13 protein-coding genes are annotated in these 15,097 nt (G+C 76.5%); 11 read left to right on the top strand and 2 right to left on the bottom strand.

The features are described from left to right. The gene (gene fxsT / locus Q5530_RS00780; RefSeq protein WP_415359981.1) at positions 1-4,137 is read left to right on the top strand and encodes an FxSxx-COOH system tetratricopeptide repeat protein; all 4,137 of its coding nucleotides are present in this window, start codon (positions 1-3) and stop codon (positions 4,135-4,137) included. A 49-nt stretch (positions 4,138-4,186) separates the two neighbouring features. Here the strand turns inward: fxsT and Q5530_RS00775 are convergent, their stop codons facing one another. Both Q5530_RS00775 and Q5530_RS00770 read right to left on the bottom strand, forming a co-directional pair. Beyond that, positions 4,187-5,992 carry an HEXXH motif domain-containing protein gene (locus Q5530_RS00775; protein ID WP_415359980.1) on the bottom strand — a complete coding sequence of 602 codons (1,806 nt, stop codon included), beginning with the start codon at positions 5,990-5,992 and terminating at the stop codon, positions 4,187-4,189. A gap of 9 nt (positions 5,993-6,001) precedes the next feature. After that, positions 6,002-6,166 carry a hypothetical protein gene (locus Q5530_RS00770; protein WP_415359979.1) on the bottom strand — a complete coding sequence of 55 codons (165 nt, stop codon included), beginning with the start codon at positions 6,164-6,166 and terminating at the stop codon, positions 6,002-6,004. Between the two features lie 354 nt (positions 6,167-6,520). Between Q5530_RS00770 and Q5530_RS00765 the strand changes: the two genes are divergently transcribed. The 10 genes from Q5530_RS00765 (at position 6,521) to Q5530_RS00720 (ending at position 15,092) form a co-directional block, all read left to right on the top strand. Continuing rightward, entirely contained in the window at positions 6,521-7,282 is a 762-nt protein-coding gene (locus tag Q5530_RS00765; protein WP_415359978.1) for a sugar phosphate isomerase/epimerase family protein, read from the top strand. Further along, a complete protein-coding gene (locus Q5530_RS00760) occupies positions 7,279-8,250 on the top strand; it encodes an ABC transporter substrate-binding protein (RefSeq protein ID WP_415359977.1) in 972 nt (323 codons plus the stop codon). The genes Q5530_RS00765 and Q5530_RS00760 overlap by 4 nt, the downstream gene beginning before the upstream one ends. Further along, positions 8,247-9,197 (top strand): FecCD family ABC transporter permease, encoded by a 951-nt coding sequence (locus Q5530_RS00755; RefSeq protein WP_415359976.1) that lies wholly within the window; start codon positions 8,247-8,249, stop codon positions 9,195-9,197. Before Q5530_RS00760 ends, Q5530_RS00755 begins: the two co-directional genes overlap by 4 nt. Continuing rightward, positions 9,194-10,147 carry a FecCD family ABC transporter permease gene (locus Q5530_RS00750; protein ID WP_415359975.1) on the top strand — a complete coding sequence of 318 codons (954 nt, stop codon included), beginning with the start codon at positions 9,194-9,196 and terminating at the stop codon, positions 10,145-10,147. Before Q5530_RS00755 ends, Q5530_RS00750 begins: the two co-directional genes overlap by 4 nt. Then, positions 10,144-10,923, top strand: a complete 780-nt coding sequence (locus tag Q5530_RS00745; RefSeq protein ID WP_415359974.1) for an ABC transporter ATP-binding protein — start codon at positions 10,144-10,146, stop codon at positions 10,921-10,923. Before Q5530_RS00750 ends, Q5530_RS00745 begins: the two co-directional genes overlap by 4 nt. A gap of 62 nt (positions 10,924-10,985) precedes the next feature. Then, on the top strand, positions 10,986-11,096 hold the full coding sequence (gene amiA, locus Q5530_RS00740; RefSeq protein ID WP_380637182.1) for a streptamidine family RiPP: 111 nt from the start codon (positions 10,986-10,988) through the stop codon (positions 11,094-11,096). Between the two features lie 58 nt (positions 11,097-11,154). Next, entirely contained in the window at positions 11,155-11,934 is a 780-nt protein-coding gene (locus Q5530_RS00735; protein ID WP_415359972.1) for a hypothetical protein, read from the top strand. Continuing rightward, complete coding sequence (locus tag Q5530_RS00730; RefSeq protein WP_415359970.1) at positions 11,924-13,264, top strand: CocE/NonD family hydrolase; 1,341 nt, start codon at positions 11,924-11,926, stop codon at positions 13,262-13,264. Before Q5530_RS00735 ends, Q5530_RS00730 begins: the two co-directional genes overlap by 11 nt. After that, complete coding sequence (locus Q5530_RS00725; protein ID WP_415359969.1) at positions 13,261-14,550, top strand: YcaO-like family protein; 1,290 nt, start codon at positions 13,261-13,263, stop codon at positions 14,548-14,550. The genes Q5530_RS00730 and Q5530_RS00725 overlap by 4 nt, the downstream gene beginning before the upstream one ends. Continuing rightward, on the top strand, positions 14,547-15,092 hold the full coding sequence (locus Q5530_RS00720) for a SagB/ThcOx family dehydrogenase (protein WP_415359967.1): 546 nt from the start codon (positions 14,547-14,549) through the stop codon (positions 15,090-15,092). Before Q5530_RS00725 ends, Q5530_RS00720 begins: the two co-directional genes overlap by 4 nt. Positions 15,093-15,097: the final 5 nt, after the last annotated feature.

Genomic DNA, 15,097 nt, shown 5'->3' with positions numbered 1-15,097 from the left:
GTGCGCCCCGACAGCGAGCTGTTCGCCCGCGAGATCGCCGACGCGCTGTGGCTGGCCCTGCGCCGGCGCAGGGGCCGGGCGGTCGGCGGGCCGGCCGAGCACGGGGGAGCCGCCGCCGAACCCGCGCCGACCGACGCGGCGGCCGGGCCGCACCGCCGGGGGGAGCGGTCGGAGCCGGGGCCCGCGGCGTGGCGGCTGGTCGACTGGGACGTCGACGGGGACGGGACCGACCCGGACGGGGACGAGCCCCGGCCCGAGCCGGACCCGGTGGGGCCGGGTCGCGGCGGTGCGCACCGGCCGCGCCGCGTCGGGCGGGTCACCGTCGGCCGTCGCGTCTTCCGCGCGCTGCGCCCGCTCAAGCAGGTGACGTGGTCGGACCGGGACCAGGAGTTCGACGAGGACGCCACCGCCACCCGGGCCGCGGGCGACCAGCGGTGGCTGCCCGTCTACCGGCCGGTGCGGGAGCTGCGCTGGGACGTGGTCGTGGTCGTGGACGACAGCGCCTCGGTCGGGTTCTGGGCCCACGACGTGGACAACCTGGTCGCCACCCTGACCAGGCTGGGGGCGTTCCGCGACGTGCGGGTGCGCCGGCTGGGCCCCGGACCCGACGGCGTGCCGGCGCTGCGCGGCACGGGCCGGGGCGCACCGCGCCGGCACGTCGCGGAACTGGTGGACGCGGCGCGGCGCCGGGTCGTCCTCGTCGTCACCGACGGGGTGGCCGACATGTGGCGGGACGGGACCGCGTCGGCGGTGCTGCGGCTCTGGGGGACGGCGCACCCGGTCGCGCTCGTGCACCTGCTGCCCTGGTCCGTCGCCAACCGCATGGGGCTGGAGATCCACCGGCTGCTGATCCGCTCATCCGCCCCCGGCGCGGCCAATTCCCGGCTGGAGTGGACACCGCAGGCGGAGGCGCCCGGGGTGTTCGACGGCCTCGACGACGCGATGCCGGTCTGCGTGCTGGAGCTCGGCTCGGCCGCGCTGGACCGCTGGAGCCGCATGACGGCGGGCGCGCCGGGGCCGATGGCGCTGGGCGCCGTGCTCGTGCCCGCGCGGCCGGACCGAACCGAGGGGCCGCCGGCCGAACGCGCCTCGGCCGCCCGGCTGGTGGCCGACTTCCAGGCGGCGGCGTCGCCGACCGCGTTCACCCTGGCGGTCCACCTGGCCGCGTCGCCGCTGGACCCCGACCTGATGTCGTTGATCCGGACCAGCGTGTCGACGGCCGAGCTGGAGCACCAGGCGGAACTGCTCGCCAGCCCGCTCGTGGTGCCGGTGACCGCCGGTTCGCCGGTGGGCGCCGGCGGCGTCGTCTACGACTTCGTGGCCGGTGTCCGGTCCGAGCTGCTGGCCCACGGCAGGCGCGCCACCACCGCCCGCGTCCGCCGCTACGTGCACGCGCACCTGGGCGAGCGCATCCCCGACCTGCTCGGCTACACCGCCCGCGCGGCGCGCGGCGAGGTGCGCACGGAGGACGTCTCCCCGGCGACCGCGCACTTCTTCGAGGCCGAGCTGGCGGTGCTCCAGGCGTTGTCCGGGGCGCACCAGCCGCAGGCGCACCGGCTCGGCGCGCTGCTCGGCAGGACCCCGGAGGGGCTGCCCGCCGGCCCGGGGCACCGGCACGCGGTTCCCGCCGGCCCGGCCGAGCGGGAGAGGGTGCCGCTGGTCGTGGACGTGCCGGGCCGGAACCCGGCGTTCACCAGCCGGGACGACCTGCTGGCGGACCTGCGCACGCGCCTGGCGCCCGGCGGCGGGACGACCGCGACCGTGGTCCTGCACGGGACGGGCGGGGTCGGCAAGTCCCACGTCGCCATCGAGTACGCCCACCGGCACGAGCGGGACCACGACGTGATCTGCTGGATCCCGGCGTCGCGCCGGGTGCAGATCGTCAACGCCCTGCTGAAGCTGGGGCGGCGGCTCGGCATCTCCCTCAGCGACGGCGCGCGCGGCGCCGTCCAACCCGTGCTGGACGCCCTGCGGGGCGTCGGCCCGCACCGGGTGCCGGGGAACTGGCTGCTCATCTTCGACAACGCGACCGGCGCCGAGGACCTGGAGCCGTACCTGCCTCGCGGCACCTCCGGCTCGGTGCTGATCACCTCGCGGCACGCGGGCTGGGGCGACACCGCGCACGTGGTGGACGTGGGCGTCTTCCGCCGGCGCGAGAGCACCGCGCTGCTGCGGCAGCACGACGCCACCCTCCCCGAGGGCGACGCCGACCGGCTGGCCGACGCGCTGGGCGACCTGCCCCTGGCGCTGATGCAGGCGGCCACCTGGCGCCGCAGCACCGGCACGTCGGCGGACAAGTACCTGCGGCTGCTCGACCAGCGGCGCTCGGAGCTCGCGGACCTGGCGCCCCACCGCGAGTACCCGCTCAGCGTCGCCGCCGCGTGGACGCTGTCGCTGGAGCAGCTGCGCCGCGACAACCTGCCCGCCCTGCGGCTGCTCCAGGTGTGCGCGTTCCTGGCGCCGCAGCCGGTGCCCCGGGCGCTGTTCGCCCGGGGCGGCCACATCGCCGCGCCGCCGGAGCTCCAGGGGCTGCTGCGGGACCGGATGCGGTTGAGCGAGGCGTTCCGGGAGGTCGGCCGGTACGGGTTGGCGCGCTTCGACCGGAGCACCTTCTCCCTGGACGTGCACCGGCTGGTGCAGGCGGCCCTGATCAGCCGCATGGACGAGCGCGAACGAACCGAGATCCGCCACGTCGCGCACCTGGTGATCGCGGCCGGGGACCCGGGGGAACCCGAGGACCTGGAGCACTGGCCGCTCTACGTCGAGCTGAACGCCCACCTGTTCGCCTCGGGCGCGACCGAGTGCGACGACGGCTCCGTGCGCGCGTTCCACCGCAACCAGGTGACGTTCCTGCACCGCTGGGGCGAGCCGGAGCAGAGCGCGGAACTGGCCGAGGTGCTGTACCGGGGCTGGTCCGCGCGGCTCGGTCCGGAGCACCCGGACACCCTGTGGATGGGGCTGTGGCTCGGCTTCGTGTGGTGGGTCCTCGGCCGGTTCGGCGAAGCCTCGCGGCTCAACGCGACCCTGCTGGAGCTGTGCCACCGCACCGGCGGTGAAGCGCACGAGATGACCATCCAGGCGGTGAACGCGGTCGCCGGGGACAGGCGCGCCGGCGGCGACTTCGCCGGGGCGCTCAGGCTGGACAGGCGGAACCACCGGATCTGCCGGGACTCCTCCGACGTCGACGAGGCGATCACCCTGAACGCGGCGCACAACCTGGGCGTGAGCCTGCGCCTGGCGGGCGAGTTCCGGGCGGCCTACGCGCTGGACGCCGACACGTGGCGGCAGAAGATCGAGACGTTCGACCGGCAGCACGTCCTGGCGTTGATGACCGAGGTCGGGCTGGCGATCGACCGGCGCGAGGCGGGCGACTACCTGGGCGCGCGGTCGTCGTTGGAGGCCATCGTCGCGACCTACCGCCGCCTGCACGGGCCGACCAACCCGGCCCTGCTGCTGGCGCTGCGGCAGCTCGCGGTGTCGCGCCGCAAGGCGGGGGACCACGAGGGCGCGCTGGAGGCGGTCGACGAGGCGTTGGAGGGGTTCCTGCTCCGCTACGGCCCCGACCACCCCGACACGCTGGCGGCGAAGCTCAGCCGGTCCATCGACCTGCGGGAGGTGGACCTGCCGACCGGGGCGAGGATGGCCGACGACGCGTTCGAGAGCTACCGGCGCGTGCTGGGCCCGACGCACCCGCACACCCTCGCCGCCGCCGTGAACGTCGCGACGGTGAAGCGGCTGACCGGAGACGTGGCCGGCGCGCTGGAGCTGGACCGCGCCACCGCGTCGAGCTTCCGGGAGCGGCTCGGCGAGGACCACCCCTCGTCGATCGCCACCGCGATCAACCTCGCCAGCGACCTGCACGCCGCCGGCGACCTGTGGGCGGCCTACGAGGTGGGTGCGGCGGCCCTGGGCCGGGCCGTCGCGACGCTCGGCGCTGACCACCCCACCACGCTGGTCTGCCGCGCCAACCTGGCCCAGGACCAGCGCGTGTTCGCCACCGCGGAGGACGCCGCGGAACTGCGCCGGGACGCGTTGCGCGGCCTGCGGGCGAGGCTGGGACCGCGGCACCCGGTGATCACCGTGCTCAGCGACCCGGAGGGGCGGGCCAACTGCGACATCGACCCGCTGCCCCTGTGAAGACCCCGGTGTTCCGACCGGTCCGGTGTTCCCACCTGTTCGGGCACCGCTAGGGCGCCGAACCGAGCCACCGGGCCAGGTCACCCGCACGCGGCGGGACGCCGGTGGTGTCGACCACGAGCCGGTGCACCGCGCGCACGAACTCCGGCCGCCGCAGCAGGGCGGTGGCTGCCGGGCCCGGTTCACGCAGCCACAGCGCCAGCCCGAGGCCGGACCACGCGCCCGGTCGGTCCGACCCGTGCGCCAGCTCGGCCGCGTACAGCTCGGCCGCTTCCCGGTGTTCTCCCGCCACCAGCGCGAAGTCGCCCGCCGCTGAGTCGGGGAAGACCTGGCGCTCGTCCAGCGCCCCCCTGACCGCGGCGAACTCCCGGGGGTCGGCCAGCAGCAGCCTGGCCAGCACGCCCTTGACGTTGAGCTTGGGCGGTCGGGGGTGCGCGGTGACGACGGAGCGGGCGATGGACGTCGGCGCTGGTTCGCCCCTGCGCCAAGCCGCGGCCGCCTCCCGCACCACGCGCGGGTCCGGCACCAGGTGGCACGCCCGCCAGCCGACCCGGTGGTCGACCACGGCGAGCCGCGCGGCCCGCAGCAGGTCGGCCCGGACCTCCAGCGGGCGCAGCGCGAGGAGCCTGCGCTCGACCCCGGCGACGAACCGGTGCCCCAGGTCGGTGAGCGGTCGACGGTGCTTGAGGCCCTGGAGGCCCCGGGTGGCCTGCATCCGCAACACGGCGAACTCGAACTCGGCCAGGTCGCCTTCCCGCCCCGATACCCGTTCGCGGTGCACCGCCCAGAACTCGGCCAGGGCGGTGAAGGCGAAGACGCCGTGCGTGAGGCCGCCGGTGGGGCGGGGGTCGTCCCGCCAGGGCGCGTAGCTGTCGGGGGTCGGGTCGTCGCCCCACAGCTCCACGAGGTGCTGGATCGCGTTCAGCTTGCTGTGCTGGAACTCGTGGATCAGGACCGCGGCCAGCTCCGCCGGGTCGTGCGGCTCGGCCACGATCGCCGCGCCGAACCCCTCGCCGACCGACGCGCTGTGCGGCCGGAACCGGTGCACCAGGGGGCGTGGCATGATCACCGACAGGCCCCGGGCGATCTCCCGCGCCTGGTCGGCGTGGTCCCGCACGAGCAGCGGCCAGGCGCCCGCGAGCAGTTCGACCCAGCGGTCGCCGTCCGCGTCGCTGAGCAACTCCACCGGGGTCGGGACCTGGAGGCCGCGGTAGGGGCTCGCGTCGTCGATGCTGATCGAGAGGGCGCCCTGCTCCCCGGGAGCCCGGAAGACGCGGAGGGGCCGCCACCCGGGGTCGTCCCGCGCCCCGATCCGCACGACCGCGCGGCCGTCCGGGGCCTCCACCCGCGTGCCCGCCGCGTCGGAGACCACGTCGGCGTGCGTCCACCCGGTGGCGGGCAGGTGCGCGGAACCCAGGCCGGGCAGGACCGCCACGCCGTTCCAGAACGGGACCGGCACCCGGAAGCGCAGACCGGCCGCGATGGCCGCTGCGGCCGCCAGCGCGTGGAACTGCCCCAGGTGGAACCACAGCGGTGACGGGTGGTCGACCTTGCCGCGCAGCCTGCCCAGGAGGTGACCGGTCCACACCCCGACGTGCGGGTGGCCGAGCAGCGGGGTGACCCGCTCCGGCGCGGTGCGGTGCGCCTCGACCAGAAGCCGCCACGCTTCGTCCACCGGGGGCAGCGGCGCGGTGAGCGCGACGTCGTGCCGCGAGCGGTCGAGCAGCACCTGGAGCGCCAGCAGGCGGCGGCTGCGTTCGGCGTCCACGAGCAGGTCTATCCCGGTGCCGCCGTCGCCGACGGCGAGCCGGTCGAGCTGCGGCGGGGCGATCCGGTGGTAGGTGAGCGTGTTCAACGCGTGCCGCTAGGAGTTGTAGCCACCGACGGTGCTGCCGGCCCGGTCGACCTGCGACAGCAGTTTGGCCACCGAGGGCGCCAGCGCCGAGCGGTCCAGCGAGCTGAGCGCGTCGAGGGGCACTCCGGTCAGGTCCACCAGACCGGGCTCGGTCCTGACCTCGAACTCGTTCACGTGCCGTCCCTTCCAAGCCACCCGTTCGGCGGCAAAGCAACACCGTATCCAACTGTCGGTCCGTCGTTCGGAAGATTTTGTTACATCCCGGAGCGCGGCCGCCGCCTCGCGGGTGGGCCACCGCTGTGCACCGCGTCGCTCCGGGACCCTCCGCACCCGGAGCAGTATCAACGCACTACGGCCGCCGGCGGCGCTGTGGATCCACGCGTCGACCACACGATCGGGTGGAGTGCCGGCCTGGGGCGATCGGCGCGACTACGTCAAGTCGAAGGATCGTCCGGCGGACATGCTCTTGATAATCGTTCTCATCTTCAGGTAAGTATGGGTCCTCACCCGCACGAGTGAAGGGCTCAGATGATCACCGCAGGATTGGCTTCGGTCACCTTCCGGGGCAGGACGGTCGAGGAGGTCGTCGACCTCGCCGCCGGGGCCGGGTTGGGGGTGGTCGAGTGGGGCGCCGACGTCCACGTGCCGCCCGGCGACCCGGTCGGGGCCGCCCGCGCCGCCCGGCTGTGCCGCGAGCGCGGCCTGACCGTGGGCACCTACGGCTCCTACTACAAGGCCGGTGACAGCGAGCCCGCCGACTTCGACCGCGCGCTGGCCGCCGCCGGGGCGTTGGGCGCGCCGCGGATCCGGGTGTGGGCCGGGGTGCGCGGTTCGGCCGAGACCGGTCCGGCGGAGCGCGAGGCCATCACCGACGACCTGCGGCGGTGCGCCCGCCTGGCGGCCGAAGGCGGGGTCGCGGTGACCGTCGAGCACCACGTCTCCTCGCTGACCGACACGCTCGACTCCGCCCTCCGGCTGCGGCGCGACGTGCCCGGACTGGTCGGCCACTGGCAGCCCCGGGAGGAGCCCGACGTGCGGGAGTGCCTGGCCGACGTGACCGCCCTGCTGCCCGGGTTGGCCGCGGTGCACGCGTTCTCGTGGGGGGCGGACGGCTTCACCGAGCGCCTGCCGCTGGCCGACCGCGCCGACCTGTGGCGGCCGGTCCTCGCCCTGCTCGCCGGGGACGGCGCCGAGCGGCACGTGCTGCTGGAGTTCGTCCAGGACGACGACCCCGACGCGTTCCGCCGCGACGCCGCCACCCTGCTCTCCTGGGTCGGTGAGGTCGCGTGAAGCTCGTCGCGCCGGCCGCCGCCGGACTGCTGCTCCTCTCCGCCTGCGCCACCGCCTCGCCGCAGGCGGAGGACACCGTCGTGACCTCGGTCGTGCGGGCCGCCGAACCGCTCACCGCCTCGCTGACCGTGACCGACCCGCACGGGCAGCGGGTCACCCTGGCCGAGCCGCCCGAGCGCATCGTCTGCCTCAACGGCCTGTGCGACGACCTCGTGGTCGACCTCGGGCTGACGCCGGTGGGCACCAGCAACCCCGCGCTGATCACCCACCCGGCGCTGCTCGGCGACGCGGGCGCGGCCGTGCCCGTCGTGCCCGGCACGTTCGGCAGCGAGGACGTGGAGGCGATCGCCGGGCTCGAACCGGACCTGGTCATCGGGCTGCCCGGGGTGCACGACGCGCTCCGCCCCGCGATCGAGGGGTTCGCCCCGCTGTGGCTGGCCGAGCCCGCCACCTGGGAGGAGTCCGTCGGCTACCTGCGCGCCCTGGGCGCGCTCACCGGCCGCACCGACGAGGCCGTGCGCGCGGAGGAGACCTTCCGCGGCCACCTCGCCGACGCCGTCGCCCGGACCCGCGACAACGGCCAGGCGGCCAGGAAGATCCTGCTGATGTACGGCAGCGTGGACGCGATCGGGGTGGACACCGCCTCCTCGCTCAAGGGCCACCTGCTGGACCAGCTGTTCGACTACCCCTTCCCCGCCAAGGGCGGCGACACCGACACCGCCTCCAACTACAGCGTGGAGGAGCTGCTGGCCCGGCAACCGGACGTGGTGTTCGTCTACTCGCTGCTGTTCTCGTCCGAGGACAGGACGCTGAGCAGCCAGTTGGCCGACAACCCCGTGTGGCGGCAGGTGCCGGCGGTGGCGTCGGGGCAGGTGCACGAGGTGCACGCCAAGCTGTGGGGCGCCGGGCGCGGGCTGCGCAGCCTCACCGCGGTGGTGGACGAGGCGCTGGCCGAGGTCCCGGCTTGAGGTCGCTGACGGCCGTCGCGGTCGTCGTCGTGCTGTTGTCGCTGGCGCTCGGGCAGCCGGTGGTGTGGTTCCCCGGGACCGAGCTGGAGCACGTGCTGGTGTGGCAGCTGCGCGCGCCCCGGCTGCTGCTCGGCGCGGTCGCCGGGGCGTGCCTGGGCGTGGCGGGGCTGCTGTTGCAGACGTCGTTGCGCAACCCGCTGGCCGTGCCCGAGCTGCTGGGCGTGGCCGGCGGCGCCGCGGCGGCGGTGGGGACCTGCGTGGCGTTCGGGGTGACCGTGGTCGGCGCGCCGCTGACGCCCGCCCTGGTCGGGGCGCTGGTCGGCGGCGGGGTGACGCTGCTGGCGGTGCGCGGGGCGACCTCGCCGGCCGCGGTGCTGCTGATCGGGGCGGCGGTCAGCTCGGCGTGCCAGGCGGTGATGCTCGCCGCCACCGCCGCGACCGACTCGCGCGAGCAGGGGGTGCTGGTCCGCTACCTGCTCGGGTCGCTGACCGGGACGACGTGGCCGACGCTCGGCCCGGTCGCGGTGGGGCTGGCGCTCGCGGTGCCCGCGGTGGTGCTGGTGCTGCCCCGGGTCCGGCTGCTGCGGCTGGGCGACGAGGAGGCGTGGTCGGCCGGGCTGCGGCCGGGGCGGGCGCGGGTGGCCGTGCTCGCGGTGGCCTCGCTGCTGGTCGCGGTGGTGGTCGGTCCCGCCGGGCCGGTCGCGTGGGTCGGGTTCTTCGCGCCGCGGCTGGCCGAGCGCCTGACCGCGGGGTCGGCCACGGCGGCGACCGGGGTCGCGGCGACCGCCTTCCTGGGCGCCCTGCTCGTGGTCGCGGCCGACCTGGTGGCGCGGACCGCGCTCTACCCGGTCGAACTGCCGGTGGGCGGGTTGACCGCGTTCGCGGCGGTCGCCGTCGGCCTGCTGGCCCGGGGGAGGACCCGGTCGGGACGGGTGGGTGCGCGGTGACGCGCCCGGGTGCTCCGCTGGTGCTCGGCGGGCTGGCGGTGCTGCTGCTGGCCGCCTCGCTGGCGCACCTCGGCATCGGGGCCACCGGGGCCACGCTCGGCGCGCTGTTCGGCGACGACGAGCGCGCCCGCGCCGTGGTGCTGGAGCTGCGCGCGCCGCGGCTGCTGGTCGGGCTGTGCGCGGGGGCGTGCCTGGGCGTCTCGGGCGCGCTGCTCCAGGCGGGGGTGCGCAACCAGCTGGCCTCGCCGGAGATCACCGGTGTCGGGTCGGGCGCGGTGCTGGGCGCGGTGGTCGCGTCGGTCGTCGGCGGCGCCGCCGCGCAGCCCGTGCCGATGGCCGCCGCCGCGCTGGTGGGCGGCGTGGTCGGCGGCGGGGTGCTGTGGGTGGTGATCGGGACCTCCGGCGACGTCGCGGTGCGCGGCGTGGTGGTGTCCGCGGTGCTGGTCGGCACGACGCTGCTGCTGCTCACCGCGCGGCCGCAGCTGGCCGGGGCGGTGTCGCGGTGGCTGCTGGGCTCGCTGGTCGGCCGGACCTGGGAGCACCTGGCGCCGCTGTGGCCGGTGCTGGTGGCCGTGCTGGTCGTCGCGACGGCGCTGGGCGGTGTGCTGGACGTGCTGGCCGTGGACGACGACCACGCGCACGCGGTGGGCCTGGCGGTCGTGCCGTGGCGCAGCGCGGTGCTGCTGCTCGCCGCGGTGGCGACGTCGGCGGCGGTCGCGGCGGTGGGCGCGACCGCGTTCGTCGGGCTGCTCGCCCCGCACGCCGCGCGGTGGTTGGTCGGGCCGGTGCACCGCTGGGCGGTGCCCGCGTCCGCGTTGGCCGGGGCGGTCTCGGTGGCGGCGGCGGACGCGGTGGGGCAGCTCGTGGGGGTGCCGGCGGGGGCGATCACCGCCCTGATCGGCGCGGTGGTGCTGGTGGCGGTCGCGCGGAGGACGGGAGGGATCGGGTGACAGCGCTGCGCGCGGAAGGGGTGCACGTGCGGTTCGGTGAGCACGTCGTGCTCAGGGGGGTGGACCTGGCCGTGGAGCCGGGGGAGTGGGTGAGCCTGCTGGGCCGCAACGGCAGCGGCAAGACCACGCTGCTGAGGGTGCTCGCGGGACTGCTGCGCCCGACCGGGGGGACCGTCCACACAGGTCCGGACCCGCTGGGGTCGTTGTCGCGCCGGGAGGTGGCCCGCCGCCTGGCGGTGCTGCCGCAGGCGACGCCCGTGGTGCGCGGGCTGACCGTGCGGCAGTTCGTGCGCCAGGGCCGGTACGCGGCCCGCGGTGCGCTCGGGATGCTCGGCGACACCGACGACGACCAGGTGCGGGAGGCGTTGCGCTGCACCGGGGTCGCGCAGTGGGCCGACGTGCCGCTGGAGCGGCTGTCCGGCGGTCAGCGGCAACGGGTGCGGCTCGCGCTCGCCCTGGCCCAGGACGCCCCGGTGCTGCTGCTCGACGAGCCGACGACGTTCCTGGACGTGCGCCACCAGATCGACGTGCTGGAGCTCGTCCGCGCCCTGCAACGGGAACGCGGCCTCACCGTCGTCGCGGTCCTGCACGACCTGGCCCAGGCGGCGCGCTACTCCGACCGCGTGGTGGCCCTGCTCGACGGCCTGGTGCACGTCGACGGCGCGCCGGCCGAGGTGGTGGACGCGGCGTTGCTGAAGGACGTCTACGGCGTGTCCGGCGAAGTGCGCTGGATCACCACCAGGAAAGTATTGAAAATGGTTGTCATTCCAGATTAGGTTGGTGGAGGTCGAACGACCGAGCCCGGTCACCCGGGCACCCGACAGAGAGGAGACGTCCGATGGACCAGGTCTTCGTGAACGTCGAGGCCGAGCGCCTGCTGCCGCACAACTCCGCCAGCCACAGCAACGCGCTGGTCGAGAACCCGTTCGACGGCAACGACGACGAGTGACACACCCCGGGGCCGCCCGTTCGGGCGGCCCCGGGCCCTCGACCCAGGAGGCGGACGCGTGGAAACCCTCAAGCCGGGCACGGCGCTGTTCACCGGGCCCTCCGGCGCGGTGCTGCGGGACGCGACCGGCGAGCTGTTCGCCGTCGCCCTGCCGGACGAGACCGTCGAGGCGGTCCGGGCGGCGCTGACCGGCGACGCGCCCGCCCCGCCCGAGCTCGCGGCGTTCGCCCGCGCCGGGCACCTGGGCCGCCGCGCCACCTGGCCCGGGAACCGGCGCGTGGTCGCGGTGCTCGACACCGCCGGCGGCCCCGACGACGAACTGGTCCGCGCGCTGGACCTGGCCGGGGCGGAGGTGGTCGTGGTGCCGCCCGACCCGGCCGCCGTGCTGGCCCTCGCGCCCGCCGCGCTGTGCGCGTGGCACGACGGCCCCGCGCCGGAGCACTGGCTGGAGCTGGACGTGCTCGCCGGGCACGGCATCGCCTGGCAGCGCGTCAGCCGCGAGGGCAGGCACGTGCTGCTCGAACCCCTCGGCGTGTCCCACCGCGACGTCCGGCTGCGCCGGCTCGCCGCGGCCGGCTCCGGGCACGGGCACCTGCGCGCCTACTGGGCGGGCACCCGGGCCGTCACCGGCGACGAGGCGCCCGACGCGGTCGAGCGCCGGCTGGTCGCCGCCCTCGCGGTGAAGGACCTGACCCGCCGGCTCGCCGGCGCGACCGGCGCCGGCGGCCCGCTGACCCCGGCCGGCATCCCGGCCGACCGGCGGCTGCGCGTGCTCGACCTCGACACCGGCGCGATCGCCGACCACCCGGTGCTGCCCGTGCCCGACAGTGCGCCGTGAGCTGACCGTGGCGGGGCTCGCGCACACCCTCGTCACGGCCGACCGACCCGGCCCGGTGGTGCTCATCCGCACCCCCTACGGCCGCCACCACCACCTGCCCGAGGCCGACGCGTGGGCGCGGCGCGGCTTCCACTGCGCGGTCGGCGACGTGCGCGGCAGGCACGGTTCGCCCGGCGCGTTCCACCCCTACCGGCACGAGGCCGAGGACGGCGCGGCCGTCGTGGACCACCTGGTGGGCCTGGGCTACGACCGGGTCATCACCGCCGGCGCCTCCTACGCCGCCCACTGCGCGGTCGTGGCCGCCGCCGCCCGGCCCGCGCACGTCGCCGGGGTGCTGGCCGCCGTGCCCGCGCTCGGCCTGGGCGAGACCGCCCGCGAACCGGGCGGCGCGGCGCGGCTCGCGTGCCGGGTCGGCTGGTGGGGCGAGCACGTCTCCCCGGCGCGGCACCACGACCTCCGGCACACCCCCGTGGTCGACGCCGTGGACGGGTGGGACGAGCTGTGGTCCGCGCCCCGGCGCACCGCCGGGCTGTGGGACGCGCTGCCCGGCCTGACCATGCCGCTGCTGGCCGTCGGCGGGCTGCGCGACCCGTTCGCCGCCGACACCGAGGAGCTCGCGCGGTGCTGGGGCGGCCCCACCCGGCTGGTCCTCGGGCCCTGGGGCCACGAGCTGGACGCGCCCGCGCCCGGCGCCGCGCTCGCGGGCCGCCGCGTCGGCGCGCTCTACGTCGCCTGGGCCCGCGCGCTGGAGAACCTGGGCGGTGACAAGGCTTTCCTCTTCGCGGACGGGTGGCGCCGCCACACCCCGGCCGGCCGACGGGTCCCGCTGCGCGTCGTGCGCGGGGAGTTCCGCGCCGACCCCGACGACCCGTTCCGCTCCGCGGCGCCCGGCGCCCGGGTGGTCGACCCCCGGTGCGCGCTGCTGACCGCCGACCTGCCGCCCGGCGAGCTGCGCGGCCGCGCCACCGTCACCCTGGACGCGGTCGCGGACGTCCCGGACGCCGACTGGGTGGTGCGGCTGTCCCACGACGGGGTCCACGAGGCGCACGCCGTGCACCGCGTGGCGCACGAACCCGGCGTGCCCCGCACCGTCACCCTCGACCTGCCGCCGGTCGGCCTCGCGGTCACCGGGCCGCTGCGCCTGGAGGTCGCGGGCCACCACTGGCCCCGCCACGCCCGCAACCCGCACACCGGCGAGGACCCCGTGCGCGCCACCGCGCTGCGGCCCAGCCGGCGCGAGGTCCGCGCGGCGACCGCCGACCTGCCCTGGCACCCACGGGGCGCGGACGCCGTGCCCGCCACCGCCCTACCCGAGGAGATCGCATCGTGACCGCGCCGCTGCTGGTGGACCCGCTGACCGGGATCGTGCGCAGGCTCGTCGACGTCGCGCCGGTGCCCGGGGTGCCGCGCCGCTACCGGGCCGTCACCGCCGAGGTCGCCGACGCCCGCCGGCTCGGCACGTGGCCCGCCGACCGGGTCAGCCTGGGCACCACGTTCGGCGACGTGGACGCGGCCCGCGCCGCGGCGGTCGGCGAGGCGGTGGAGCGCTACTGCGGCAACCGCGTCCCGCCCGGCCTGCGCACCGCGACCGCCGGCGAGCTGCGCGCCGCGGGCGTCCGCCACTTCGGCCCCGACGACCTGCCGTTCTTCGCCGCCTGGCAGCACGAGCAGCCCGGCTTCCCCTACCGGCCCTTCACCGACGACGTGCCGATCGCCTGGGCGGAGGGCGAGGAGGACGGCGAGCCGTGCCTGCTGCCCGCCTCCTGGGCCTACCTGAACTACCACTCCGGCGCGCGCCGCCGCGAACCCCGCCTGCACCACCTCAACTACGCGGGCATCGCCACGGGCGTCAGCGCCGAGGACGCGTTCACCCGCGCCCTGCTGGAGCTGGTCGAGCGCGACGCCCTGGAGCGCTGGTGGCACCTCGGCGCGCCGACCGCCGGCATCGCGGTCGAGGACGTGCCCGGCCTAGCCGCCGAACTGGCCGGGTGCCCGCTGGAGGTCCACCTGGTGGAGCTGCCCACCGAGCACCCCGTGTCGTGCGTGGCCGCGGTCGTGGTCGACCCGGCCACCGGGATCGTCGCGGGCGGCGGCGCGGCCCGGTTCGACCCGGTGGAGGCGTGCACGAAGGCGGTGCTGGAGGCCGTGCACACGTGGGTGTTCACCCAGGGGCTGCTGGAACCCGACGGCTGGGTGTTCCAGGCCATCGCCGCCGGCGTCCTGGCCGAGGGCCTGTACCTGGACCACCGCCCCGACCGCTCGTACCGGGACGCGGCGGGGGAGCGGTACTCGCGCGTGCGGGACCTGGGCGCGCAGGTGCAGGTGTGGCTCGACCCGCGCGTGCAGGCCGAGCTGCTGCACCGCTTCACCAGGCCGTCCCGGGTGGTCTCGCCGGAGCGCCGCGGCGACCTGGCGGACCTGCGCGCGGGCCTGGCCGGGCAGCGCGTCGCCACCGTCGACCTGACCACGCCGGACGTGGCCGAGGCCGGGTTGAGCGTGGTGCGCGTCTGCGCCACCGGCCTGGTGCCCAACGCCCCCGGCGCGTTCCGCTACCTCGGCCTGCCCCGCTGGGGCGACACCTCGACCCTGGTCCTCGACCCGCCGCCGTTCCTGTGATCCCGCTGCCGGACCCCGCGCCGGACCTGGCCGTGTCGTTGGGGCAGGTCTTGCTGACCCGCCGGTCCCGCTACACCTACCGGCCGTTGGGGCTCGAGGTGCTGAGCACGCTGCTGCGCTACGCGGTGGGCGTGCAGCGGCGCGTCCCGCCGCACGTGCTGGGCACCAACCCGACCGCGGGTGGCCTGCCGTCGCTGCGGGTGCACGTGGTGGTGGACGGCGTGCTGCGCGAGTACCACCGCGAGCCGCACGCGCTGGAGGAGGTGGGACCGGTCGGGCTGGACGGGGTGTTCGCGCAGCCGGAGTTCGCCTCGCGCGCCCGCACCGTGGTCGTGCTGAGCGGGCGGATGGGGCCGGGGCTGGCCAAGTACGGGGCGCGCCACCACCGCACGGTGCTGCTGGACGCGGGGATCGCGGTGCAGAACCTGTACCTGGTGGGGACGGCGCTGGAGCTGAGGTGCTGCGCGGTGGCCGGGTTCGACGACGAGGTGGTGCGGGGGATGGTCGGCGAGGTGCCGCTGGTGTTGTTCGTGGTGGGCTAGGGTTT

Origin of the sequence: Saccharothrix sp. BKS2 (genome assembly GCF_047689505.1) — a bacterium.
Lineage (GTDB): Bacteria > Actinomycetota > Actinomycetes > Mycobacteriales > Pseudonocardiaceae > Actinosynnema > Actinosynnema lopnurensis.
This window is presented reverse-complemented; position numbering and strand designations above follow the sequence as displayed.

Excerpts from the sequence above, each read along its gene's own strand:
- amiA (WP_380637182.1), top strand. The coding sequence starts at position 10,986 with ATGGACCAGGTCTTCGTGAACGTCGAGGCCGAGCGCCTGCTGCCGCAC.
- Q5530_RS00765 (WP_415359978.1), top strand. The coding sequence starts at position 6,521 with ATGATCACCGCAGGATTGGCTTCGGTCACCTTCCGGGGCAGGACGGTC.